Source organism: Gordonia sp. L191 (assembly GCF_030077625.1).
Taxonomy (GTDB): domain Bacteria; phylum Actinomycetota; class Actinomycetes; order Mycobacteriales; family Mycobacteriaceae; genus Gordonia; species Gordonia polyisoprenivorans_A.
This window is the reverse complement of the sequence record NZ_CP125996.1, coordinates 1,640,951-1,664,710: the sequence shown is the minus strand read 5'-3', so window position 1 is coordinate 1,664,710 and position 23,760 is coordinate 1,640,951. Positions and strand designations below refer to the sequence as shown.

Sequence of the window (23,760 nt, the reverse complement as noted above, 5' to 3'; positions counted from 1 at the left end):
GTCTACTCGGCGAGCGACGCCGACACCGGTCGGGCCGCAGATCCCGGGCGCGACGACGTGGAAGCGATTCGGCCCGAACCGAGTACGAGATCACCGTTGTCGGGATCGGGGAGATACAGCACCGCGGCCTGCCCACGCGCGACACCGGTCAACGGCTCGCCCAGCGCGATCTCGATGAACGGGCCGTCGGGGCCGTCGACCGGGGTGGCCACCGCGGGCGCCAGGCCGCCGTGCGCGCGAACCTGAACGGTCACCTCGACGGGCCCATCGGGCGCCTCTCCGGAGGTCCACACCGCGTTGCGGGTACGGATCGAATACACCTGCAGATGCTCCTCGGAGCCCACGGCGACGGTCCCGGTCTCGGGATCGATGTCGGTGACATAGCGCGGACGACCGTCGGCTGCGGGCGCCTCGATGCCGAGGCCCTTGCGTTGGCCGATCGTGAAGCCGTGCACCCCGTCGTGATCGGCCAACCGCTCGCCGGTCCCGGCGTCGACGACCGCACCCGACCGCACGCCGATGCGTGCGCCGAGAAATGCGCGGGTGTCGCCGGTGGGGATGAAGCAGATGTCATGCGAATCCGGCTTGGTGGCCACCGACAATCCCCGTTGCTCGGCCTCGGCACGGATCGCGGGTTTGGGCGTGTCGCCGACCGGGAACATCGCGCGGTCGAGCTGGTCCTTGGTGAGCACGGCCAGGACGTAGGACTGGTCCTTGTCCGGATCGACGGCCCGACGCAGCTGTCCTCCGGACAGGCGCGCGTAGTGGCCGGTGGCCAACGCATCGAAACCCAGGGCCATCGCCTTGTCGGCCAGCGCCGCGAACTTGATCTTCTCGTTGCAGGTCAGACACGGATTCGGGGTCTGACCGGCGGCGTAGGCGGCGACGAACTCGTCGATCACGTCGTCCTTGAAGCGATCGGCGAAGTCCCACACGTAGAACGGGATACCCAGGACGTCGGCGGCGCGGCGGGCATCGTCGGCGTCCTCGCGCGAGCAACATCCCCGCGAGCCGGTGCGCAGGGCACCCGGAGCGGTCGACAACGCCAGATGCACGCCGACGACGTCATGACCGGCGTCGACGGCGCGGGCGGCGGCGACCGCCGAGTCGACACCTCCGCTCATGGCTGCCAGGACCCGCATCACTGCGTCCTTCCGCCGGGTGCCGACACCAGTCCGGCGACGCGGGCACGCTCGACCACCTCGCCGATGACGTCGGCGACGGTCTCGATGTCCGAACGGGTCGTGCTCGGGGCCAACGAGAACCGCAGGGAGCCGCGGGCCTCCGCCATGTCGAGACCCATCGCCAGCAGGACGTGGCTGGCCTGCGCGACGCCGGCCGTGCAGGCCGATCCGGTCGAACACTCGACGCCGTTGGCGTCGAGCAGCATCAGCAACGAATCCCCTTCGCACCCTTCGAAGGACACGTGGACGTTGCCCGGGAGCCGACGCTCGTCGCGTGGTCCGTTGGCGCTCGTACCGGGGATGTCGAGGATGGTGGCGAACAATTCGTCGCGCAGCGCGGCCACCGTGACCATCGAGTCGGCCAGCTCGGCGGTGGCGATCCGCAGGGCGGTCGCCATACCGACGGCCGCCGCGACCGGCTGGGTGCCCGAGCGGACATCGCGCTCGTGGCCTCCGCCATGGGCCAGCGGGACACACGCCACGTCGCGGCGGAGCAGCAGCGCGCCGACGCCCTGCGGACCGCCGAACTTGTGGGCGGCCACGCTCAGCGCCGACAATCCGCTCGCCCCGAAGTCGACGGGGATGTGGCCGACGGCCTGCACCGCGTCGGAGTGCATGGGAATCCCGAACTCGGTGGCGATCGCGACCAGGTCGGCGATCGGTTCGATCGTCCCGACCTCGTTGTTGGCCCACATGATCGATACCAGGGCGGTCTCGTCGGCGTGCGCGGCGAGTTCGGCGCGCAGCGCCGCAGGCGAGACGAACCCGGCGTCGTCGACCGGCAGGATCACCAGTTCGGCGCCCTGCGTGGCCAGCCATTGCGCCGAGTCGACGATCGCATGGTGCTCGATGGACGAGATCACGACCCGACGGCGTCGGTCGTCGGCCTGGCGTCGTGCCCAGTAGATCCCCTTGACCGCGAGGTTGTCGGCCTCAGTACCCCCGCTGGTGAAGATCACCTCCGACGGCCGCGCACCGAGCGAGGCCGCGATCGTCTCCCTGGCCTCCTCGAGCAGACGCCGCGCCCACCGGCCCGCCCCGTGCAGCGACGAGGCGTTGCCGGGCTGGGCGTAGACGGCGTTCATCGCCTCGATGGCCTCGGGGAGCATCGCGGTCGAGGCGGCGTGATCGAGGTAGACGGGGGCTCGGGTGGGCATGGACATGTCGTTGCCAAGGATAAACGCGCGCGGGGTCCCAACCAATTCCACATCGGCCCGAAATTCTCGACGGCCCGAGATTCTCGACGCGCCGCGTCCCCCCGCGGATACGCGGATGCGCTCAGCGCACCACCTGCCCGACGTGGAAGACCCCGTGCGGATCGTGTTGGGCGGCGAGTGCGGCGAGCCAGGCGAAGGTGTCCTCGTCGTAGCACCGTCGGATGCGCACGGCATCGGCGGACGCCGCGAAGTTCGGGAGCTCGCCGCCGGTCGCCCAGGGCGCCATCGCGTCGAGGACCCCGGCGCCGGGTGTCGCCTCGGGCCCGCCCGCGAGCCCGATCGTGTACAGATGCGCCGTCGCATGACGATGACAGAGTGCGCTGCGCACCGGCGGCTCGTCGGCGAACGCCCCGCCGAGCATGCGGACCTCGACGATCACCGGGCCCGTGCTCGACGCGGGTCCGGCCGCCGCGAGCAAGGCATCCACGGCGGGTTCGTCCAGCTCACCGAGCAGTACGCCGGCCTCGACGACCGGCATGGGTGTGGTCGGGTCCGCGTGGATCTCCCCGATACGCGCATACGGCATCACGCCGAGCCCGCCGAGCACCGGCGTGCCGAGTGCGGACAGCCCGGAACAGAGTTCGGCGGCGCGCCCAGGGTCGCCGACGGCGGCGACCCGGACGGCCACGGTGAGGCGTCCACCGAGCGGTTCGGGAATCCCCGGCATGGCGGGAAGCCGCATCAGGGCCAACGACGAGGTGATCTCGCGGGGCAGCTCCGTCGCCCAGCGTCGCCAGCCCCGCACCACGGCCTCTGCCTGCTCGACGTCGAAATATAATGCGCCACCGAGTATCTCGGGAATCGGCAGCAGGTCGATGACCACCTCGACGATGAGCCCGAGGGTGGCCTTGCCACCGCGCAGACCCCAGAACAATTCCGGATTGCACTCCGGTGTCGCCCGGATCAGTGCGCCGTTGCCGGTGACCACGGTGATCGACCGGACGTGATCCGACGACGCGCCGACCGTGTGCACCAGCGGGCCGATGCCGCCGCCGCTGAGAAAACCCGCCACCCCGACCGCGGGCGCGGAACCGCACAGTGGCGCCAACCCCAGCGGTGTGGCCGCGTCGAGCACCTGCTGCCACCGCACCCCGGCTCCGACCCGCGCGGTGCGGGTGGCCGGATCGACCTCGCAGACGTCCAATCCGGTGGTGCGCACCAGGATCGAACGCCCATCGACTCCGGTGGCGCCGTGCCCGGTGGCCCACACCGACACGGTCATCGAGTTGGCGGCGGCAAAGCCGACGACGGCGGCCACGTCGGCGGCGTCGGCGACATCCACGACCGCCCAGGGGCGTTGGGCGACGGCGACGTTGAAACCGACGGTGGCATATCCGGGATCGGTGGGGCGGTGCACGCTGCCGCGCACGGCGCGTCGCAGGGCGGCGATGTCGGCCTGATCGACGCTGCGGGTCGATGTCATCGGGGATCTCCTGGGTGTGGGAACGGTTGGCCCGGACCGATCGGTGCCGGGGCGACGGCGTTGCTGTCGCCTCACGATGGTGTTCGGCACCGCTTGGGCACCTCTTGGAGTGGGCTTGGCGCACTGTCGGAGACCGGCAGGAATGCAACCCGGGAGCGACGAGCCCCGATCAGCGTGGCGAATCCGACTCGCCGAGCAGTTCCCGGGCCGCGGCCTCCACCTGCGTGACCTCGAGCCGGCTCGCGGTCTCGGCGATCTCGGCGAGTTCGGCGTCACGGCGAGCCGAACGCGGGCTGCGCTGCGCGGCCAGCAGTCGGCACCGCAACACCGACGGCACCCCACCCTCGCGCTCCGAGAGTTCCCGTGCCGCGGCGAGCGCCGCCTCCCCCTCCTCAACCCGACCGAGGAGAAAACACACACGCGCCAATGCCAGACCGACCGGACCGATACAGCCGAGCTGGCCCAGCGTCGCGATACACCAGCGGTACGGCGTCAGGTAGTCGGCGAATCGTGCCGCGTGCTCGACGAGTTCGAGATCAACCACCACATGGGCGAGCAGGACCGCCTGGCACAGCGAGGTCCAGATCATCGGCCGGTCGTCGGCGAGCCAGGACACGATCATCTGCTCGGCGAGTTCGCGGTCGCCCTCGGCGCCGGCGATCATCGCGATCCCGGCCGCGAGCAGGATCGCAACCTGGTCGTCGGTGAAGTCGGCGGCGATCATCCGCGCCCACTCCATCGGCGTACGGTCCCCGGTGTCGGCGAGGTCGTCGAGCATGCCGCGTTCGGCGGCCAGCGCCAGCAGCGCAATGGTGCCGGTCCCCGCGACGTACAGCTCGGTCATCTGATGGACGGTCACCGCCGTGCGGAAGTGGTGGGTGGCGGTGGCGAAGTCGCCGTGCCACACCGCCAATGATGCTTCCATCCATCGCAATTGGGCGCGCAGGATCGGTAATCGGAGGCGCTCGCTGCCGACGATGGCCGTGCGCACCAGGGCCGCGGTCCCGTCGACGTCGCCGAGGGTCATGGTGGCCATGGTCAGCGCGGTGTCGATGATGACCTCGTCGACGGCCTGATCGGTGTGCGGCAGCGCCCGCAGGCGCTCGGCGAGCGCGAGTGAGGACTCCGCGTACTCGGCCACCCCCGAGTAGGTGATCAGCCGGGCCATCCAGACATCGGCGGTGATGTCGTCGTCACCGAGGTCCGTGGCGAGGGCATCGGCCCGGGCGAGCAACCCGGCCGGAACCGACGCGTCCTTGTGGTAGCACTGCCCGATCGCCGACGCCGCGACCACCCGCGCCGACGCGGAAGGATCGGCCGCGACCGCGATCTCGGCGCGATCGAGGAGCGTCTGCAGGGTCTCGTTGTCGACGTGTGGGCCCACCCACGGCCACGACCCGCCGGCGCGGATCAGAGCGCTCGCGAGTCGCCCGACGGTGGCGGTGGCGCCCTCGGTGATGGCCTGCTGCATCCGCTGCCCGACACCGTCGAGGACCGTCTCGACGTGGCCGGCTCGGGCTTGGGCGGCGAGCATCCCGATCAACAGGTCGTCGCGCTCCTCGCGGTCGGCCAACCCGGCCGACTCATGGGTGCGCAGGGCGGCGCCGAGCCAGTGCGCCGCGCTCTCCGAATCCCACTGTGCGGTGGCCTCGTCGGCGGCCGCACGGCATGCGGCGACGACGTCGGCGGGATCGGCCACGGGTAGCGCCTCGAGCAGGTGTGCGGCTCGACGCGATGTCGAGCCCGCGGTGTGCCGCCGCGACAGGATCTCGGCGACCCGCAGGTGGAGTCGTGCCCGGCGCAGCGGTCGGATACCGGCGAGTGCTTGTTCCCGTAGCAAGGCGTGGGCGAATCGTGCCGAGCCGCCCGCTGCGACGAGGATGCGTTCGTCGATCGCCTCGTCGATCCGGTCGGCGAGGTCACCGACGTCGCGGTCCATCACGGTCGCGAGCAATCCGGCGTCGATGGTCTCGCCGAGCACCGCCGCGTGACCGAGGACGTCGAGGACCGCCGGGTCCAGGGTGGCCAGACGACGGTCGAGGACCGACCGGATCGCCGCCGGCACCGCCTCACTGCGGCGCTGAGCGGCGGGCAGACGCGAGAACTCGGTGACGAACAGCGGGTTGCCGCCGGTACGACGCATCAGCGTGTCGAGCGCGTCGGCGTCGAGCTCCCCGGCGTCGGCGTCCTGGGCGGCGACCGCGCGCACGAGGTCGGCGACCCCGGACCGACCGAGTGTCGGGATGTCGATCCCGACTCCCCCGACCCGCGCCACCGCGGTGCGCAACCGCTGCAGATCGTGGCCGCCCTCACCGTCGCGCGCTGTCACGATCAGCGCGATCGGCACGTCTCGCAGGACGGTCGTCAGGTACGTGAGCAGACCCAACGTCATCGCGTCCGCCCACTGGGCGTCGTCGACGACGACGGTCAGGCCTTGGTTGCTCGCGGCCTGTTCGAGCATGGTCTGGACGCGGTCGTAGACCGCGAATCGTGCGGTGTCGGCGTCGACCCCGTCGGGCACCGACAGCACACCGGCCGGATCGACGCCCAGCGCCCGGCACAGCTGCCGCATGGGCCACCAGGCCGGCACCCCCTCGGCGTCGGGGCACCGGACCCACACCACCTCCGAGCCGGTCTCGGCGCCGATGCGCGCGGCTTCCTCGGCCAGCCGCGTCTTGCCGATCCCCGGCGGCCCACCGAGAAGCAGCCATCGGGTCGGTGACCCCGGCGCGCCGAAAACCGTTCGGATACGCTCGATCTCCGCTGACCGACCGACCAGCGGAACCTCACGGGCGATCGATCCCGACATCGGTGCATTCGATGCGGCGCCCTCCTCACCACCGGTCCCGAGCACCGACTGTCCCGACACCGATTCCTCGAGGCCGGCCGGACCGGTCACCGTCACCGCCCCCGACCAGTGCGGTGGCCGCGGCCACGCGGCAATCACCGGATCGTGTCGCAGGATTGCGCCGTGCAGGTCGACGAGCTCGGATCCGGGGACCAACCCCAGCTCGATGTCGAGGACGCGTTGGTGCTCCGCGTAGACCTCCAGCGCCTCGGTCGCCCGCCCGGCGCGGTAGAGCGCGGCCATGTGCAGCCAGACACCCCTGTCACGCAACGGTTCTCGCGATCTCAAGGTGACGATCGCGCCGAGGGCGCCACCGATGTCCCCCTCCGCCATCAGCGCGCTGATGTGGATCTCCTGGGTCGCCATCAGGTTCTCGTCGAGGGCGGCTGATTCGGCGGCGACCCAGTCGACGTCGTCGAGTTCACCGCCGAGGAGGTCACCACGCCAGCGATCCAGGGCGGCGGCCGAGTCGGCGAGCGCGTCCGCCCACCGCCCCTCGTCACGAGCGATGCGCGCGCTGCGGGCCAGCTCGGCGAACTCGGCGACGTCGAGGACATCGGTGCCGAGGTCGATCCGGTAACCCGCCCCCACACGCTCGATGGGCGACGCCTCACCGCTGTTGCGCAGCGCCCGCCGCAGATTCGAGATGTAGGCCTGCAGACTGGTCGTGGCGGCGACGGGGGGCTGCTCGCCCCACAGGGTGTCGGCGAGCCGGTCCACCGTGACGACCCGGCCCCGTGCGAGCAACAGCGCCCCGAGCACGGCACGTTGTTTGGGCGGGCCGAGGTCGACGGGGACGCGGCCACGACGCATCTCGAGGGGACCGAGCACCCGATACTCGCGCACGCCGAATTCCTCGCTCCCGCCGTCTTCCTCCGGGAGTGTATGCGCCACGGCGGCCCTCGGTACGGTCATCGCGCCGCGACCGACTCGCCGTCTCTGCCCGATTCCGCCGATTGCAGTCCGCAGCGATCGGTGGGCGCGGGGTCGGCCTGCGACTCCCCGCCTGCCGCCCGGGCTCGACGCATGGTCGCGCCGGCCAATGCCACCGCGCTCGCCACCCAGAGCGCGGCGTGCAGACCGGAGACGAAATCTTGCGGGGAGCCGCCGTGCAGGACCGACCGGCTGGGGAAGAACGCGCCGAGCGCGGCGACACCGAGCGCAATCCCGGACTGCCGGAACACATCGTTGATGCCCGCGGCCAGCCCGGCGTCGTCGTGGCGGCTCTCGGCCAGGACGACACCGCTCATTACGGGATTGACGATCCCCGCACCGATCGAGGCGAGGACGAATCCGCCCACCATCTCCCACCCGGAACCGGCGCTACCGGCGACGGTCATCCATGCGAGACCGCCTGCGACGAAAGTCAATCCGGCGGCGATCAGCCATCGGGGCGCCACCCGGCCCACGATGCGATCGGTGAGTCCGGCGACGACGAACATCGCCAGCGTGCCCGGCAGGTACACCAGGCCCGCCTCGATCGCCGACATCCCAACCACACCCTGCAGGTAGATCGTGACGTAGACGAACACCGCGAACATCGACGCCGAGATGGCAAAGGTCGCCGCCTGGGCACCGGCGAACGCGGCATTGGCGAACATCACCAATGGCACCATCGGTTGGCGCACAAGGCTTTCGATGACGACGAAGGCAACCAGGGCGAGCAGCGAGATCCCCAGTGCGGCCAGCGTGACCTGGTCGGTCCAGCCGCGTGTGTTGGCTTCGATCAGCCCGTAGGTCAGCGACGCGAGCCCGATCACCACGCTGACCGAACCGGCCCAGTCCCCGCGACGCGGTGCGACGCTGCGTGATTCGGCGACCCAGCGGGCGCCGAGGAGCATCGCGACACCGACCGGGACGTTGAGCACGAAGATCGCCCGCCAGTCGAGCAGATCGGTGAACACTCCGCCCAGCAACGGGCCGATCGCGAACGATCCACCGATCGTCGCGCCATAGGCAGCCAACGAGCGGGTTCGCTGCGCGGGCTCGGGAAAGGCGTGCGCCAGCAGCGCCAGGGACGTCGCGAACAGCAATGCCGCACCCAGCCCCTGCACGACCCTGGAGAGGTTGAGCATCACCATGTCCGCCGACACCGCACAGAGCACCGAGGCGACGGTGAAGATGACCGCGCCGATGACGAAGACCAACCGCCGGCCGATGCGGTCGGCCCAGGCGCCGGCCGACAGGACGACGGTGGCCAACGCGAGGGTGTAGCCGTCGACGATCCATTTGATGCTCGTGAAATCGGCATCGAAGTCGCGTGCGATGGACGGCAGAGCGGTGTTCACCACGGCGATGTCGAGCATCAGCATCGCCGTGGCGGCACACGCCACGAGCAGGGTTACTCGTTGGGTCGCGGTGAATCGCGCTGTGCGACGGTCACTCCCAGGATGGTCTGTTCCAGGATGGTCTGTCTCAGGTCGCTCGGACTGCGGGGACACGTCAGGGCCTCTCGTCGGGTCGATGTTGTCAACCCGACTGTCGCCTCACCCGCTTGGAAACCCCTTGCCGACCGCTTGGCCACCCGGCCGATCGGTCTCGATTCAGTCCCGGTCGAGGTAGAAGTACAGATGCCGGCCGTCGACCACTCCGCCCTTGCCGTTCATGATCCCCATGACGGTGGTGTCGTCGACCTTCTTGAAGTGGTCGATCACCGGCTGGCCGTCGTAGACCATCGACGCGGTGACCGCACCGCGGAATTCGATCATCCAGAGGCTGGCCTCGCCCTTGCCGAGTTCGGTATTGGAGTACAGATCGCCATCGGCGTTGCGACACACCAGGGGCTGCACCTCGGAGCGCGAGATGAAGGTCTTGCCGTACCAACCGACCCGCGGGAGCATCCCGTTGACCTTGTGTCCGGTCGTGAATTCGCCACCGCGCCAACGTCCCAGCATCTCCTCGGGGCGCAGGGTCGGCAACGCCGCCCAGATCGCGTCGAGGTCGGCGTCGTCGACGGTACCGTCGGCCGCGCGGAGGTCGGCGAATCGGGCACGCGCCTGATCGACGGTCAGCTTCGTCGAGGATGAGAGTGTGTCGGACATGCAGCGGCCCCTTCCGGCCCGGGAAACAACGGTGTCACGCCACGCACAGGCGTTCTGACATCATATATGTTGTTTGATTCCCGGTGTCGGCGAGGCATCCCGTGCACCTGTGGCGTCGATCGGATCAACTGTTCGCAGCGCGCGGCCAGCGTCCGTCGGTCGCCCGTGGGCAACTGCGGTTCGTGCAGGATGACGTGGACCGTGACGGCCCGCATCCGCAATACCCGCGAAAGGGTGTCCACCGGACCGTCGTCGCCGATGAAACCCGGTTCGGCCGTGGGTATTCCGGCGGCACTGAAGGCGATACCGATGGGCAGGACGGGAACCCCTGCGTCGAGGGCCGATTGGAAGAAGGCCGGCCGGAACCCGCCCTGCGCGCGGCCGCACCACGTGGTGCCCTCTGGAAAGACCGCCACCGACGAATCCCGCTCGAGCCCGGCGACGGCCTCGGTGATCACCGTCGGCAGTGTCCGCAACGAGCCGCGGTCGATGCAGATGACGCCCAGTCGCCGTGCCAGCGTCGCGATTCCCGGCATCGCGGCGACATCGGACTTCGCGACGAAGTGCGCGGGCTGCACCACCGCGATCGCCAGGATGTCCAGATAGGAGATGTGGTTGGCGACGATCAGTCCGCGGGCGCGCGACGGAAACGGGCGACGATCGTCGATGACGACGCGGATTCCGATGGCGCGCAGAAGTTCTCGTGCCGCCCATCGCAGGTAGACACGGCGCATCAGCCGGGGCGACACGGTGGCCATCAGCCCCACGAGTCCGATCATCACGGCCGTCGTCAGCAGACGGGCGATTCGCAGGACCACCACGATCCGCCCGACCCGCGGCCCAGCGTCGTCGAGACAGTGCGACCCGCAGGGGCTCGTCGGATACCACGCGTGCCTCACCTCAACCTCGGTACGGCCCGGGGCGCTCACCGTACCGGCCGACCGGTCGAGTTCGGGCGATGCGGCGGGGTGTGAGTCCGCGGTGCCCGGTTCGATCCGCGGGTCCGCGAACGGGACCCGAACACTGACCGCCGCGGTCACGCCGCACCGCCGAGTCGAAGGACCGTGTCGCGGAGCCGGTCGAGATAGCGGAGGTTGGCACACTCGAGGTCCAGCACGGTCGGGAAATCGCCGACGTCGAAGGCCGGGTCGACCGCCGGGTCGCCACACACCCGCGCACCGAGGCGCAGGTAGGCGCGCATGAGCGGCGGCAGTTGCACCCGGGCCGGCGCAGCGATGTCGTCGAGCGCCACGCCGTCGACCCGGGGGCTCTCGTGCGGCTGCACCCGCCACCGGGCCGGGTAGCGCTCGTTGAGTTCGTCGCGCGCGCCGCGCAGCGCGCTGCCACGAGCCGCACCGTCGATCGCCGGACCCCCGAGCGGCATCGACACCGACCCCATCAGGTAGCGGTACCCCGACTCCTGCAGGTAGCGCAGGATCGAGGCCCACATCAACGCGGTGACCGACCCGTCCCGGTGTCCGGTCGCCACACAGGCCCGGCCCATCTCGACGGTCATCGAGGCGATCTCGTCGAGCCCGGTCAGATCGAATTCGGTGGAGCTGTACCAGCCGCCGGCGGCGATGGCGCGTGGCGGCGGCAGCAACCGGGCGCAGCCGATGATGCCGTGCTCATCGTGCCGAGCCAGCAAATGCTCACAGTGGTCGTCGAAATGGTCGGCGTCGCGGCGGGATTCGGCGTCGCCGATGTCATCGGAGAATCCCGGTTCGGCCGCGAAGACCTCGAACCGGAAGCGCTGGGCGGCCGCGATGTCGGCCGGGTCGTCGGTGAGCACGATCCGCAACGGCCCCGCGTGCACCAGGGTGCGACGGGACAAGCCACGGTCGGTGCAGGTCAGAGCGGTAACAGGTCCAGATGTCATACCTGAGATGAAAGCCAGACCGGGCATCGCGCGTGCGACGGCGGGTGGTCGTGTCGGTGCTGGTCGGGTGAACACGTCCCGCGCGGCCGACGGCAGTGTGAACGCTGCGCAAACACCGAGAGCGCCCCCGGGGGGATCAGACATCCCGGGGGCGCTCTCGGTGAATCGCCGAGGCGACTACTTGCGCTTCTTGACCTCTTCGGTCAGCTGCGGGGCAACGTTGAACAGGTCGCCGACGATGCCGAAGTCCGAGATCTCGAAGATCGGGGCCTCTTCGTCCTTGTTGACCGCGACGATGGTCTTCGAGGTCTGCATACCCGCACGGTGCTGGATGGCACCGGAGATGCCCAGGGCGACATAGAGCTGCGGCGAGACCGTCTTACCGGTCTGACCGACCTGGAACTGGCCCGGGTAGTAACCGGAGTCGACGGCGGCACGCGAGGCACCCACAGCAGCACCGAGCGAGTCGGCGAGTTCCTCGACCACCGAGAACTTGTCGGCACTGCCGACACCGCGGCCACCGGAAACCACGATCGAGGCCTCGGTCAGTTCCGGACGATCGCCACCGACGTTCGCCTCGACCTTGGTGATCTTCACCGCGTTCTCCGCCTGTGCGGGAACCTCGACGTCAACGCGCTCGCCGGCACCGGCCTGCGGAGCCGCCTCGACACCACCCGGACGGACCGAGAACACCGGCACATCACCCTTGGCCTGGGCCTCCACGGTGAACGCGCCACCGAAGATCGAGTGAATACCGATGCCGCCCTCCTTGACGTCGATGACGTCGGCGAGGACTCCCGAGCCCAGCCGCACGGCGAGGCGTCCGGCGATCTCCTTGCCGTCGGCGGTCGCCGCCACGAGGATCCCGGCCGGCGACGCCGACTCGGCGATCGAGGCGAGCACGTCGACCTGCGGGCTGATCAGGTAGGTCGCGGCGTCCTCGGACTCGGCGACGTAGATCTTCTCCGCACCGGCCTCCTTGAGACCGTCGATGATGCCGTCGGCCTTGCCGGGCGCGCCGACCACGACGGCCGACGGAGCGCCCAACGCGCGGGCGGCGGTGATGAGTTCGCTGGTCACCTTCTTCAGGGCGCCCTCGGCGTCCTGCTCGACCAGAACGAGAACTTCTGCCATTTTCGTTTACTCCTGGATGTATGTGGGGCCCTGCGGAATTCGCACTCGGATGACACCGGAGCGCAAGCCCGCGGGCACGGTGGTGGTCTGCGGGCCGGTGCTAGATGATCTTCTGCGCGACCAGGTACTCGGCCACCTTCACGCCACCGTCACCCTCGTCGGTGACACGCTCACCGGCGGTCTTCGGCGGCTTCGGGGTGGAGCTGGTGACCTCCGAGCCCGCGTTGGCCAGACCCACCTCGTCGGCCTCGACGTCGATCTCGGCCAGGCCGACGACCTGGACCTCTTTCTTCTTCGCGGCCATGATGCCCTTGAAGGACGGAAAGCGCGGCTCGTTGATCTTCTCGTTGACGCTGACGATCGCCGGCAGCTCCGCGGTGATGTGGTAGATACCGTCGTCGGTCTCGCGCTCGCCGGTCAGGGTCTCGCCCTCCAGCGTGAGCTTGCGCAGATGCGTCAGGTGCGGGAGCTCGAGGTATTCGGCGATCATCGCCGGGATCGCCCCGACACGACCGTCGGTGGCCTCGTTACCGGCGATGACGAGTTCGACACCCTCGACGGTGCCCAGCGCACGGGCGAGCACGTAGGCGGTCTGCACCGCATCCGAGCCGTGCAGCGCGTCGTCCTTGATGTGAATGGCCTTGTCGGCACCCATCGACAGCGCCTTGCGGATCGCCTCGGTCGCCCGCTCCGGACCGGCCGTCAACACGGTCACCTCGCCGCCGTTGGCTTCCTTGATCTGCAGCGCTTCTTCGACCGCACGCTCATTGATCTCATCGAGAACCGCGTCGGCGGCCTCACGATCGAGGGTGTAATCGCCGTCGGAGAGCTTGCGCTCGGACCAGGTGTCAGGGACCTGCTTGATCAGAACGACAATATTTGTCATGGGTCTTCGTCGACCTCCTGCGTCGGGTTCGGCAACTTACCGGCGGGTAAGGCCATCGGTCTTCCCCACTTTAGCCCGTCCTATTATCGGGCAGAACATCGACTAGCTCACAAAATGGACGGGAGACTATTGTCGTGCGGATGACCGACGTACACCGGGATGTAACACCCGGCACGCCGCGGGCCCTGACAACGGACGAACAGCTCGCCCTCACCGGGGAGCGCACGGTCCCCGGCATCCCCGCGGAGAACTACTGGTTCCGTCGGCACGAGGTCGCCTACGCCCACGTCGTCGGCCGGTGTGCCGCACGCCGGGTCCTCGAGGCCGGTTCGGGTGAGGGGTACGGGGCGGCAATGCTCGCCGACGCCGGTGCGCAGGTCACCTGCGTCGACTACGACGAGTCGGCCGTCGCCCACACGCGGCGTCGGTATCCGCAGGTGGAGATCGTGCAGGGCAATCTGATCGACCTGCCGCTGCCCGACGACTCGGTGGACGTGGTGGTCAACTTCCAGGTGATCGAACACCTGTGGGATCAACCGGCCTTCCTCGCCGAATGCGCGCGCGTCCTACGACCGGGCGGCGAACTACTCATCTCCACCCCCAACCGGATCACCTTCTCCCCCGGCCGCGACACCCCGCTCAATCCGTTCCACACCCGCGAGCTCGACGCCGCCGAATTGAGTGAATTGCTCGCCGACGCCGGGTTCTCGCTCACCTCGATGCTCGGCGTCCACCACGGCGAACGGCTCGCACATCTCGATCGCAGGTGGGGCGGTTCACTCATCGACGCACAGATCGAGCGGGCCCTGGCCGGCCGACCCTGGCCCGAGGAGTTGGTGGCCGACGTCGCCGGGATCGGCGCGGAGGACTTCGACATCCGTGACGCCGAGGACGCCGACATCGACGCCAGTCTGGATCTGCTCGCGATCGCGATGCGGTCGTAGCGCGTGCCCACCTCTCAGCGGACCCCACCGTCCCCGGTCCCGGGCCAGTTCACCCTGGTCCTGCACTCGCATCTGCCGTGGTTGGCCAATCACGGCAGATGGCCCGTCGGCGAGGAATGGCTGTATCAGTCGTGGGCCGCCTCGTACCTGCCGGTCTTCGCGATGCTGCGACGACTGGCCGCCGACGGTTTCTCCGACATGGTCTCGCTCGGGATCACCCCGGTGCTCGCCGCACAGCTCGACGACCCGCACTGCACGACGTCGATGTATGAGTGGCTGGCCGACTGGCGGTTGCGGGCGATGGAGGCGGCCGTCGACGCCGACCCGGACCGCCGCGCCCTGGGCGTGCGTGAACATCGCAGCGCGACACAGGCGTTGGCCGAGTTCGAGCGTCATTGGCGCCACGGGGGTGCTGCGACGATCCGTGCGGTGGCCGAGGGCGGGGTCGCCGAGATCCTCGGCGGGCCCCTGGCCCATCCGTTCGCACCGTTGCTCGACGCCCGGTTGCGGCGATTCTCCCTGGGCGAAGGCCTCGCCGATGCCCGCTTGCGCTGGGGCACAAGGCCACACGGGATCTGGGCCCCCGAATGCGCCTTCGCCCCGGGAATGGAAGCCGAGTACGCCGCCGCGGGCGTCGGCCACTTCATGGTCGACGGACCGACACTGCACGGTGATACCGCGCTCGGGCGGCCCGTCGGCACCAGCGACGTCGTGGCCTTCGGGCGCGACCTGACCGTCAGCTACCGGGTATGGTCCCCGAAATCGGGATATCCCGGCCATGCCGCCTACCGCGACTTCCACACCTACGATCACGCGACCGGCCTCAAACCGTCTCGGGTGACCGGGAAAACCGTTGCCGCCCAAGATAAGAAGCCCTACGACCCGCAGCGGGCCGATGCCGTGATCGACCGTCATGTCGACGACTTCATCGGCCATGTCCGCCGACGTCTGATCTCCGAGTCGCAGCGCATCGGGCGGCCGGCGCTGGTGGTCGCGGCCTTCGACACCGAGTTGTTCGGTCATTGGTGGCACGAGGGGCCGATCTGGCTCGAGCGCGTGCTGCGCAGGCTGCCCGAGGCGGGCGTGCGGGTGGGCACCCTCGCCGGCGCCGCCGCACACGGCTATGTCGGTGCGCCCGTGAATCTTCCGCCGTCGTCGTGGGGATCGGGCAAGGACTGGCGGGTCTGGGAGGGGCCACAGGTGTCGCATCTCGTGCAGCTCAACGCCGAGGTGAGCCGGACCGCGCTCGACGCCATCGACAAGATCGTCGACCCGCGGGCGGGCCGCAACCGCGTCGCCGACCAGATCGTCCGTGAAGCACTGCTGACGGTCTCCTCGGACTGGCCGTTCATGGTGTCCAAGGACACCGCCGCCGATTACGCGATCGGCCGGGCCCACACCCACGCCCACGCCACCCGCGAGATCGTCGACGCCGCCCTCCGTGGCCGCGCCGCGACAGCGGAGAGGTTGCGACGCAACTGGTCTCGCGCCGACAACCTGTTCGCCGACCTCGATGCGCGCCGCCTCCTCGAGGCCACCGACCACACCACCGGGCGGTGCCGGTGATGCGGGTCCTGCTGGTCTCGTGGGAGTACCCACCGGTCGTCGTCGGCGGGCTGGGTCGTCACGTGCACCACCTGGCCACCGAGTTGGCCGGACTCGGCCACGACGTCGTCGTCCTGACCCGTCGTCCGTCGGGTACCGATGCGGTGTCGCATCCGACGACCGATCGCGTCGTCGACGGGGTGCGGGTGATCGCGGTGGCCGAGGACCCGCCGGAGTTCTCCTTCGGTACCGACATGATGGCCTGGACGCTGGCGATGGGACACGCATTCATCCGCGCGGGGCTGACGATCCTCGCCGGCGAGCGGGGATCACGGGCGACGAGCTGGACCCCGGAGGTCGTCCACGCGCACGACTGGATCGTGGCGCACCCGGCCATCGCACTCGCCGAGATCTTCGATGTACCACTGATCTCCACCATCCATGCGACCGAGGCGGGACGCCACAGCGGGTGGGTCAGCGGCCGCATCAACCGGCAGGTCCACTCGGTGGAATGGTGGCTGGCGACCGACTCCGACGCCCTGATCACGTGCTCGGAGTCGATGCGCGACGAGGTGACCCGACTGTTCGGACCATCGGGGTCCGACCCGTCCGGCACCGAGCGCCCCGTTCCGGGTCCCCGCCTCGCCGATATCACGGTGATCCACAACGGCATCGACATCCGTGCATGGCCGTTCGCGCCGCGCCCGACGCCGACGGGTCCCGCCGAGTTGCTCTTCGCCGGCCGTCTCGAATACGAGAAGGGCGTGCAGGACCTCCTCGCCGCGCTACCCCGTATCCGTCGTACCCACCCGGGCACGACGCTGACCATCGCCGGCACCGGAACACAGCTGGAGTGGCTGACCGAGCAGGCCCGCGGGCATCGGGTCGGGCGAGCGGTGACCTTCCTCGGCGCGGTCGATCATCGGGGCCTCGTGGAGTTGATGCATCGGTGTGCCGCGATCGTGTTGCCGAGCCGCTACGAGCCGTTCGGGATCGTGGCGCTCGAGGCCGCGGCGACCGGGATTCCCCTGGTGACCTCCACCGCGGGCGGACTGGCCGAGGCGGTCGACGACGGGGTGACCGGCCTGTCGTTCGAGCCCGCCGACGTCGCCGGACTGGCCGCGGCGGTACGTGCCACCCTGACCGATCCCGAAATGTCGGCCCAGCGCGCCCGGCGGGCGCGGGCACGGTTGTCGGAGCAGTTCGCGTGGACAGAGGTCGCGACCCGAACCGCGGCCGTCTATGCCTCGGCCAAACGCCGGGTCCGCCAGCCGTCGGGACGCCCGATCATCGCGCAACGCCCACTGCCCGAACGAGACCCGGCGCAGCCGCAGCGGGAGTGAGCCCTACTTCTCCGACTGCGCCTGCTTGCGCTCGAGGTCGGCCTGCGCCTTCTTGCGCTCGATGTCGGCAAGTGCGCGTTCGAGTTCGGCACGCTGGGCGGCGTTGGCATCCCAGGCGTCCTTGCGGTTCTTGACGACCCGCGCCGGCGCACCGACGGCGATCGAGTAGTCGGGGATCTCCCCGCGCACCACCGCATGCGAGCCGAGTACGCACCCACGCCCGACGATCGTGTTGCGCAGCACCGACACCTTGGTCGCAATCCAGGTGTCGGGCCCGATGCGCACCGGCCCCTTCACGATTCCCTGATCCTTGATCGGCAACGTGATGTCGTCCATGCGGTGGTCGAAATCGCAGATATAGCACCAGTCGGCGATCAGCGTCGAGCCACCGATCTCCAGATCCAGATAGGCGTTGACGACGTTGTTGCAACCGAACACCGTCTTGTCACCGATCCGCAGGCTGCCCTCGTGCGCGCGGATGGAATTGCCGTCACCGATGTGCACCCAGCGACCGATCTCCATCCGGCTCAGCTCGGGGGTCGCGTGGATCTCCACATTGCGGCCCAGGAACACCATGCCGCGCAACACGATGTGTGGATTCGCGAGCCGGAATCGCGCCAACCGCACGTAGCGCACCAGATACCAGGGCGTGTACGCCCGATTCCGCAGCACCCACCGCAGGGAGTCGAGGCTGACGAATCGCGCCTGCGCCGGATCCCGACGTCGCCCCGCCCGCCACCTCGACCGGTAGCTGGCATTCCACATCGTCGTCATGGATGGCCACCATAATCGACTCCCCCGGCCTGGCCGTCGTCGGCGGGCCACACGATAGGCTCTACCGTTGGCGCCGCCGGTGCGAGGTTCCGACGGCCAGGCGAAGAGGAGCTCCGATGGCGGTTGCCCGACGGTCACGTGCCCGAGGCCGGTTTCCGGCGCTCGTCGCCGTGGTACTCGGTCTGGTGACCGCGATGGCACTGTCATCCTGCTCGGACGGACACATCGACATCCGCTCCGTCTACGGCGCGGGATGGTCGAGTTTCGGCGGCAACGCCGCCAATTCGAACTTCGTCTACCCCACCGTCCCCGATGACCTCGCGTTGAGCTGGACTCGTCCGACCGGCGGCACGGTGACCGCGCCGGTGACCATCTCGGCGACCGGCAATGTGGGCGTCACGTCGAACTCCTCTGGGTGCGACCTGCTGGTGCTCGATCAGCGCAACGGCCGCAAGAACTTCTGCAAGAACATGCGCGATGGCGTGGCCTCCAACGCGATGCTCACCGATCAATACGATCAGCCCTACATCGGCGAGGAGACCACCTTCCTCGCCTTCAACGCCGGTGGCGCGATCCGCTGGCGGATGCCGGTCATCGGCGTGCCGCTCTCGGCGAAGTTCGCCGACAGCGGGGTGGTCCTGGTGGTCACCACGCAGGGTCAGATCCTGCTGCTCAACACCCAGACCTCGAACCCGGTGGCCCCGGAGGTGCGTCTGCGCCCGGAGGCCGATCCGGGGGATCCGCTGTATGGCTTCGGTGACTGCGTCACCAACGGCCCGCGCTGTACGGTCCCCGCACCACCAGCGGTCGACGTCGCCCATCAACGCTTCTTCCTCAACGTCTGGCCGACCGGCGCGATCGCGAGCGAGATCCGCGGCTTCTCCTATGCCGCCACCGACGGCAAGCGCACGGTGACCGAACTGTGGAAGGCCCAGGTGCCCGGCGGGGTCATCGGGCCGGCGACGGTCTCGGCGGACGGCGCGACCGTCTACGCCTTCAGCAGGCTCGGTCAGATCGTGGCGCTCGACGCGGCCACCGGCCGGACCCGCTGGACCTATGACAACGGCGGCTACGGCTTTGCCACCATGACGGTCTCGCCGGATGGCCTGATCATTCCCACCGGTGTGATCGGGGCGCCGCTGACCCTGCTGCGCGACGAGGGAAACCGCGCCGAAAAGGTGTGGCAGCGTGATGATCTCGCCACCGTGAGCCTCTCGGCCCTGACCAGTGCCGGTACCGCGTGGACCGTGGTCCGCGACGCGGGGGCGCAGACGTTGTCGCTGACCGAGGTGTCGACCACCGACGGCAAGACGAAACAGTCGGTGCCGCTACCGGATTCGGGCGGGTTCGCCACCGGGATCGCGGTGTCGTCGTCGGGTCAGATCGCCACCGCCACCAACATCGGCGAGGTGTATTTCTTCGACAGCAAGCGCAACATCGCCGGGCAGTAGACCTGCGCGCCCGGTGATGCCGGGCCGGCGGGCGCGGTCGGTTCACGCCCCGCGAAAGGTCTTGCGGTAGGCCGACGGAGCCATGCCCAGCTCGTTGCGTAGATGGTGTCGCAGATTGTCCGCCGACCCGAGGCCTGACCGTTCGGCGATCTCGTCAATCGAGGCGCCGGTCGTCTCGAGCAGTTCGCGCGCCAGATCCACGCGGCGGTCTCGCAGCCACGATCCCGGCGCCGTTCCGGTCTCCTCCCGGAACCGCCGGATGAAGGTCCGGACACTCAGATGCGCATGTGCGGCAAGCCGTTCCACGCTCAGCGCCTCGTCGAGATGGGTCAGCGCCCACTCCCGCGTGGCCTGGGTGAGGTGACCGGTGTCGCCGGGGATCCCGCGCTCGATGAATTGTCCCTGCCCACCCTCGCGCCAGGGTGGAACCACGCAGTGCCGCGCCACCCGATTGGCGACGGCGGCGCCGTGATCGCGACGGATGATGTGCAGGCACAGGTCGATTCCCGCCGCCAGCCCCGCCGAGCTGAGGATTTGCCCTTCGTCGACGTAGAGGACCGACTCATCCAGTGCCACATCGGGGTACAGCCTTCGGAAGTCGTCGGCGTAGCGCCAGTGGGTGGTGGCACGGCGACCGTCGAGGAAGCCGGCGGCGGCGAGCAGGAACGCCCCGGTACAGATCGACACGATGCGGGCATCGGGACGGATCCGTGCCAGCGCCGCGGCCACGCCGTCGGGCATCGACGCCCGGCGGCGACAGTTCTCGTCGCGGGTGCCCGGGACGATCACCGTGTCGGCCGTCGCGATCGCCTCCGGGCCGGCTGCCGCGATCAGCTGATAGGCGGTGGTGGTCGCCACCGGCCCCGGGCTGATCGACACCGTGGTCACCTCGTACAACGACCGCCCGTCCTCGTCACATGCCTGCCCGAACAGCAGGGGCGGGATGGTGGCGTCGAAACCGACCACGGGCGAAACGAGGAGTACCGCGATTCGGTGCGGCACCGTAGTGGCACGATTTTCCGACATATTGGCAATCATGCCAGTGGCACACGGTCCCGGCCATCCCCGATGCTTGTTCGGGTGACCACCGATACCCACCGCGCCGGGCCACCCGCACGCCTGCGACGCCGCCCGCACTGGGCGTGGATCGTCGCCGGCGTCAGCTTCGTCGCGATTCTCGGCGCAGCCGGTTTCCGCGCCGTGCCCGGCGTCATGATGGATCCGCTGCACATGGAGTTCGGCTGGTCGCACGCCACGGTCGGCATGGCGATGTCGATCAACATGGTGCTGTTCGGCGTCACCGCCCCGTTCGCGGCGGCGCTCATGGATCGCTTCGGGGTCCGGCCGATCCTGACCATCGCGCTGCTCCTCATCGCCGCCGGCACCGGTCTGGGCGTCTTCATGACGGCGAGCTGGCAGTTGCTGTTGTTGTGGGGGGTACTCGTCGGACTCGGCACCGGGTCGATCTCGATGGGCTTCGTCGCGACCGTGTCCACGCGGTGGTTCGTCGAACGCCGCGGCCTGGTGACCGGAGTGCTCACCGCCGCGTCGGCGACCGGCCAGCTCATCTTCTTGCCGATCGTCGCCCACCTCACCGACTCCCACGGGTGGCGTGTTGCGTCGGTCGTCGTCACCGTGGCCGCCTTGGCCGTCGTGCCGTTGGTCCTGCTGTTCATCCGCGACCGGCCCGCCGACGTCGGTACCACCGCCTACGGCGCTCGGCCCGGTGGCGAGGACTCGGTACTGCCCACTCGTGGATTCGGTGCCGCCGCAAGCGGATTGCTCCACGGCATGCGAGTGCGCGCCTTCTGGTTGCTGGCGGTGAGTTTCGCGATCTGCGGGGCCACCACCAACGGACTGATCGGTACGCATTTCATCCCGGCCGCACACGACCACGGCATGCCGACGACGGTCGCGGCCTCACTGCTGGCCACGATCGGCATCTTCGACGTCGCTGGCACGGTGTTCTCGGGTTGGCTCACCGATCGTGTCGATCCTCGCGTCCTGCTCGTCGTCTACTACCTCGGACGGGGTGTGTCCCTACTCCTGCTGCCACTGCTGCTGTCTCCCCACGCCGAACCGAGCACGTGGGTGTTCATCATCTTCTACGGATTGGACTGGGTCGCAACGGTTCCGCCGACGATTGCGATCTGTCGCCACTACTTCGGCGCCGACACGCCGGTGATCTTCGGCTGGGTCTTCGCCTTCCATCAGGTGGGGGCGGCGATCGCCGCCTTCGGCGCCGGCTACATCCGCGACGCACAAGGCTCCTACGACAACGCTTTCCACGTGGCCGCCGCCCTGTGCGTGATCGCCGCCGGATGCTGCGCGGCGATCCGGCTCTCAGCCCGCCCGCAGCCCGGGCTCGCAGACGAAGCCGACCCCCTTGCGACCGATGCGGGTGAGCACCAGCGCCAGCGGACGGGAACCCTTGAGCTTGAGCCGCTTTCGAAGGGCATCCGGGTCGACGTCGAGGCCGCGGACAAGGATCTCGAGTGAGCCGCAGTCGTACGCGGCGAGCGCTTTGCGGAGCACCTTCTCCCCTGTCGAGGGCACGCGCTCGATGATGCGGAAACCGCGTTCGCCGTCGGGCACCGAATCGCCGGTGAGATAGGCGATGTGCGGATCGATCTGCCAGAGCCCGTGCCGGTGCGCGTAGTGGCGCACCAGACCGGCGCGCACCACCGCCCCGTCCGGATCGAGGAGGAACGTCCCGGGTTCACCCACGGCCACGTCGTCGGACTCGGCGTCGGTGATCTCCCACACCTGTACCGCGCCGTCGGCGTCGGTGCGCATCACCGTCGCCCGACGGCCGTCGTCGATACCCGGGCCCGACCACAGGCACGCTTCCCGCACCGACGAATCCAGCGATGTCACCTGTACCTGCCCGGCGAACCCGAATCGATCACGCAATACCTGATAGTCCAGTCCGGGAGCGCATTTCACCACCAGTGGCCGACCCGAATAGGTCATCAGCACGTCGAGGAGCGGTGGGGTCAACGCGTCGAGACGGAAGACGCGGCCGGCGCCCGAACGGCGAGCCGGGTCGGCGATGACCACATCGGCGGTCGACGTCGGCGTGAGGGCGTCGGCGACGAGCAGCGTCGGGGCCCGGCCGGTGCCGATCGCCACGCTCTTCGGGTCCGCCGTATCTCGTTGGGTCACCGTGTTCTGTTGGACCACCGTGTTGTGCCGGGCCATGGCCAGTCGTACGCGGTCGAGATCACTGCCGATCACCCCGCCGATTCCCGGGGTCGCGGCCAGCTCGATCAGCTCGCCGCCGATCGAGCACGTGACGTCGTGAACGACCGCGCCCGGAAAGCGAGAGGCGATCTCGGCGGACCGGTACCCGGCCACCGACGATGCGGTCGCCTGTTGCAGGGCGTCGTCGGTGAGCAGGAGATCGTCGGCGTGGCGCAGTTTTCCGGCCGCACGCCGACGGCACCGCACGGTCTCGATCAGCGCCGCGTCATGGGGGGCATAACGGCTGCGTGCCTCGGTGACGTCGGCGAGCATCGACCGATCGGTCAGCGGCAACGCCGACACCATCTCGAGGGCCTTCACCCCGTGTCGCGACCGTAAAAAGGCCACATCGTCTACCCCGAACCGGTACCCCATCGCGTCAATACTCCCTCGGACCATCACCCTTGCTCAGGTTAGGACACCCTTTGACTTATTAGGTAACCCTCCGTGATGATGTCGGCCATGGGAAGAATGAGAAGAACAGTCGTCCTCGCCCTCGCCGGCGCAGCCACCGCCGCCGGCGGGCTCGTGGCCGGTACCGGTGCTGCCGCTGCCGCGCTCCCCGACGGCGCGTACCGGCTGTGTGTACAAACCCAGTACGGCAGCTCGGTCGAGCAACGCTGCGGTGACTACACCGTCGACGGCGACAAGCTGATCGGGACGGCGGGCACCCTCGACCTGGTGAGTACGCCCTCGGGCGCCTACGCCGACATCCCGCCGGTCAGCCGGATCACCTTCGTCAAGACCGGTACCGGATACAAGGCGATCAACTCGGTTCTCGGCATCCCGGTCGCGACCTCGACGTTCACCCCGGTCACCGACTGACCGGCCGCACACGCCGCTCTCCG

The 23,760-nt window shown here is 69.3% G+C and carries 18 protein-coding genes and 1 pseudogene; 6 read left to right on the top strand and 13 right to left on the bottom strand.

Features of this window, described 5'->3' with window-relative positions; genetic code table 11:
* Positions 1 to 2: 2 nt before the first annotated feature.
* From mnmA to QNM97_RS07395, 10 genes are all read right to left on the bottom strand, one after another.
* Positions 3 to 1,142 (bottom strand): tRNA 2-thiouridine(34) synthase MnmA, encoded by a 1,140-nt coding sequence (gene mnmA / locus QNM97_RS07440; RefSeq protein WP_283822212.1) that lies wholly within the window; start codon positions 1,140 to 1,142, stop codon positions 3 to 5.
* Positions 1,142 to 2,341: a cysteine desulfurase family protein gene (locus tag QNM97_RS07435; protein ID WP_283822211.1), complete on the bottom strand. Its 1,200-nt coding sequence runs from the start codon at positions 2,339 to 2,341 to the stop codon at positions 1,142 to 1,144. Before QNM97_RS07435 ends, mnmA begins: the two co-directional genes overlap by 1 nt.
* A 121-nt stretch (positions 2,342 to 2,462) precedes the next feature.
* Positions 2,463 to 3,824 carry an FAD-binding oxidoreductase gene (locus QNM97_RS07430; RefSeq protein ID WP_283822210.1) on the bottom strand — a complete coding sequence of 454 codons (1,362 nt, stop codon included), beginning with the start codon at positions 3,822 to 3,824 and terminating at the stop codon, positions 2,463 to 2,465.
* A 169-nt stretch (positions 3,825 to 3,993) separates the two neighbouring features.
* A complete protein-coding gene (locus tag QNM97_RS07425) occupies positions 3,994 to 7,587 on the bottom strand; it encodes an ATP-binding protein (protein WP_283822209.1) in 3,594 nt (1,197 codons plus the stop codon).
* Positions 7,584 to 9,113, bottom strand: a complete 1,530-nt coding sequence (locus QNM97_RS07420; protein ID WP_283822208.1) for an MFS transporter — start codon at positions 9,111 to 9,113, stop codon at positions 7,584 to 7,586. Before QNM97_RS07420 ends, QNM97_RS07425 begins: the two co-directional genes overlap by 4 nt.
* A 102-nt stretch (positions 9,114 to 9,215) precedes the next feature.
* Positions 9,216 to 9,713, bottom strand: coding sequence for a DUF4334 domain-containing protein (locus QNM97_RS07415; protein WP_283822207.1), 498 nt, complete (start codon positions 9,711 to 9,713; stop codon positions 9,216 to 9,218).
* The gene (locus tag QNM97_RS07410; protein WP_283822206.1) at positions 9,680 to 10,753 is read right to left on the bottom strand and encodes a lysophospholipid acyltransferase family protein; all 1,074 of its coding nucleotides are present in this window, start codon (positions 10,751 to 10,753) and stop codon (positions 9,680 to 9,682) included. Before QNM97_RS07410 ends, QNM97_RS07415 begins: the two co-directional genes overlap by 34 nt.
* The gene (locus QNM97_RS07405) at positions 10,750 to 11,667 is read right to left on the bottom strand and encodes a GNAT family N-acetyltransferase (protein ID WP_283823128.1); all 918 of its coding nucleotides are present in this window, start codon (positions 11,665 to 11,667) and stop codon (positions 10,750 to 10,752) included. Before QNM97_RS07405 ends, QNM97_RS07410 begins: the two co-directional genes overlap by 4 nt.
* A 102-nt stretch (positions 11,668 to 11,769) precedes the next feature.
* Positions 11,770 to 12,726, bottom strand: a complete 957-nt coding sequence (locus QNM97_RS07400; RefSeq protein WP_014360556.1) for an electron transfer flavoprotein subunit alpha/FixB family protein — start codon at positions 12,724 to 12,726, stop codon at positions 11,770 to 11,772.
* A gap of 100 nt (positions 12,727 to 12,826) precedes the next feature.
* Positions 12,827 to 13,612: an electron transfer flavoprotein subunit beta/FixA family protein gene (locus tag QNM97_RS07395; RefSeq protein WP_006371767.1), complete on the bottom strand. Its 786-nt coding sequence runs from the start codon at positions 13,610 to 13,612 to the stop codon at positions 12,827 to 12,829.
* 140 nt (positions 13,613 to 13,752) lie between these two features.
* Between QNM97_RS07395 and QNM97_RS07390 the strand changes: the two genes are divergently transcribed.
* From QNM97_RS07390 to QNM97_RS07380, 3 genes are read left to right on the top strand one after another with little or no spacing between them, the layout of a single operon-like run.
* Positions 13,753 to 14,556, top strand: a complete 804-nt coding sequence (locus tag QNM97_RS07390) for a class I SAM-dependent methyltransferase (RefSeq protein WP_283822205.1) — start codon at positions 13,753 to 13,755, stop codon at positions 14,554 to 14,556.
* Between the two features lie 3 nt (positions 14,557 to 14,559).
* Positions 14,560 to 16,122 (top strand): 1,4-alpha-glucan branching protein domain-containing protein, encoded by a 1,563-nt coding sequence (locus QNM97_RS07385; RefSeq protein ID WP_283822204.1) that lies wholly within the window; start codon positions 14,560 to 14,562, stop codon positions 16,120 to 16,122.
* Positions 16,122 to 17,444, top strand: a complete 1,323-nt coding sequence (locus QNM97_RS07380) for a glycosyltransferase family 4 protein (protein WP_283822203.1) — start codon at positions 16,122 to 16,124, stop codon at positions 17,442 to 17,444. Before QNM97_RS07385 ends, QNM97_RS07380 begins: the two co-directional genes overlap by 1 nt.
* Positions 17,445 to 17,447: 3 nt before the next feature.
* Here the strand turns inward: QNM97_RS07380 and QNM97_RS07375 are convergent, their stop codons facing one another.
* Positions 17,448 to 18,218 carry an acyltransferase gene (locus tag QNM97_RS07375; RefSeq protein ID WP_283822202.1) on the bottom strand — a complete coding sequence of 257 codons (771 nt, stop codon included), beginning with the start codon at positions 18,216 to 18,218 and terminating at the stop codon, positions 17,448 to 17,450.
* Positions 18,219 to 18,334: 116 nt separating this feature from the next.
* Here QNM97_RS07375 and QNM97_RS07370 point away from each other — a divergent pair, with 116 nt between their 5' ends.
* Positions 18,335 to 19,669 carry an outer membrane protein assembly factor BamB family protein gene (locus tag QNM97_RS07370; protein ID WP_283822201.1) on the top strand — a complete coding sequence of 445 codons (1,335 nt, stop codon included), beginning with the start codon at positions 18,335 to 18,337 and terminating at the stop codon, positions 19,667 to 19,669.
* A gap of 42 nt (positions 19,670 to 19,711) precedes the next feature.
* Here the strand turns inward: QNM97_RS07370 and QNM97_RS07365 are convergent, their stop codons facing one another.
* The gene (locus tag QNM97_RS07365; RefSeq protein WP_283822200.1) at positions 19,712 to 20,695 is read right to left on the bottom strand and encodes a GlxA family transcriptional regulator; all 984 of its coding nucleotides are present in this window, start codon (positions 20,693 to 20,695) and stop codon (positions 19,712 to 19,714) included.
* Between the two features lie 42 nt (positions 20,696 to 20,737).
* Between QNM97_RS07365 and QNM97_RS07360 the strand changes: the two are divergent.
* A pseudogene (locus QNM97_RS07360) lies at positions 20,738 to 21,778 on the top strand (MFS transporter); the annotation flags it as partial.
* Between the two features lie 234 nt (positions 21,779 to 22,012).
* On the opposite strand, the gene QNM97_RS26615 reads toward QNM97_RS07360, so the two are convergent.
* The gene (locus QNM97_RS26615; RefSeq protein ID WP_502875001.1) at positions 22,013 to 23,287 is read right to left on the bottom strand and encodes a THUMP-like domain-containing protein; all 1,275 of its coding nucleotides are present in this window, start codon (positions 23,285 to 23,287) and stop codon (positions 22,013 to 22,015) included.
* A gap of 96 nt (positions 23,288 to 23,383) precedes the next feature.
* Here QNM97_RS26615 and QNM97_RS07350 point away from each other — a divergent pair, with 96 nt between their 5' ends.
* On the top strand, positions 23,384 to 23,737 hold the full coding sequence (locus QNM97_RS07350; protein ID WP_283822198.1) for a hypothetical protein: 354 nt from the start codon (positions 23,384 to 23,386) through the stop codon (positions 23,735 to 23,737).
* The last annotated feature ends 23 nt before the right edge of the window (positions 23,738 to 23,760 follow it).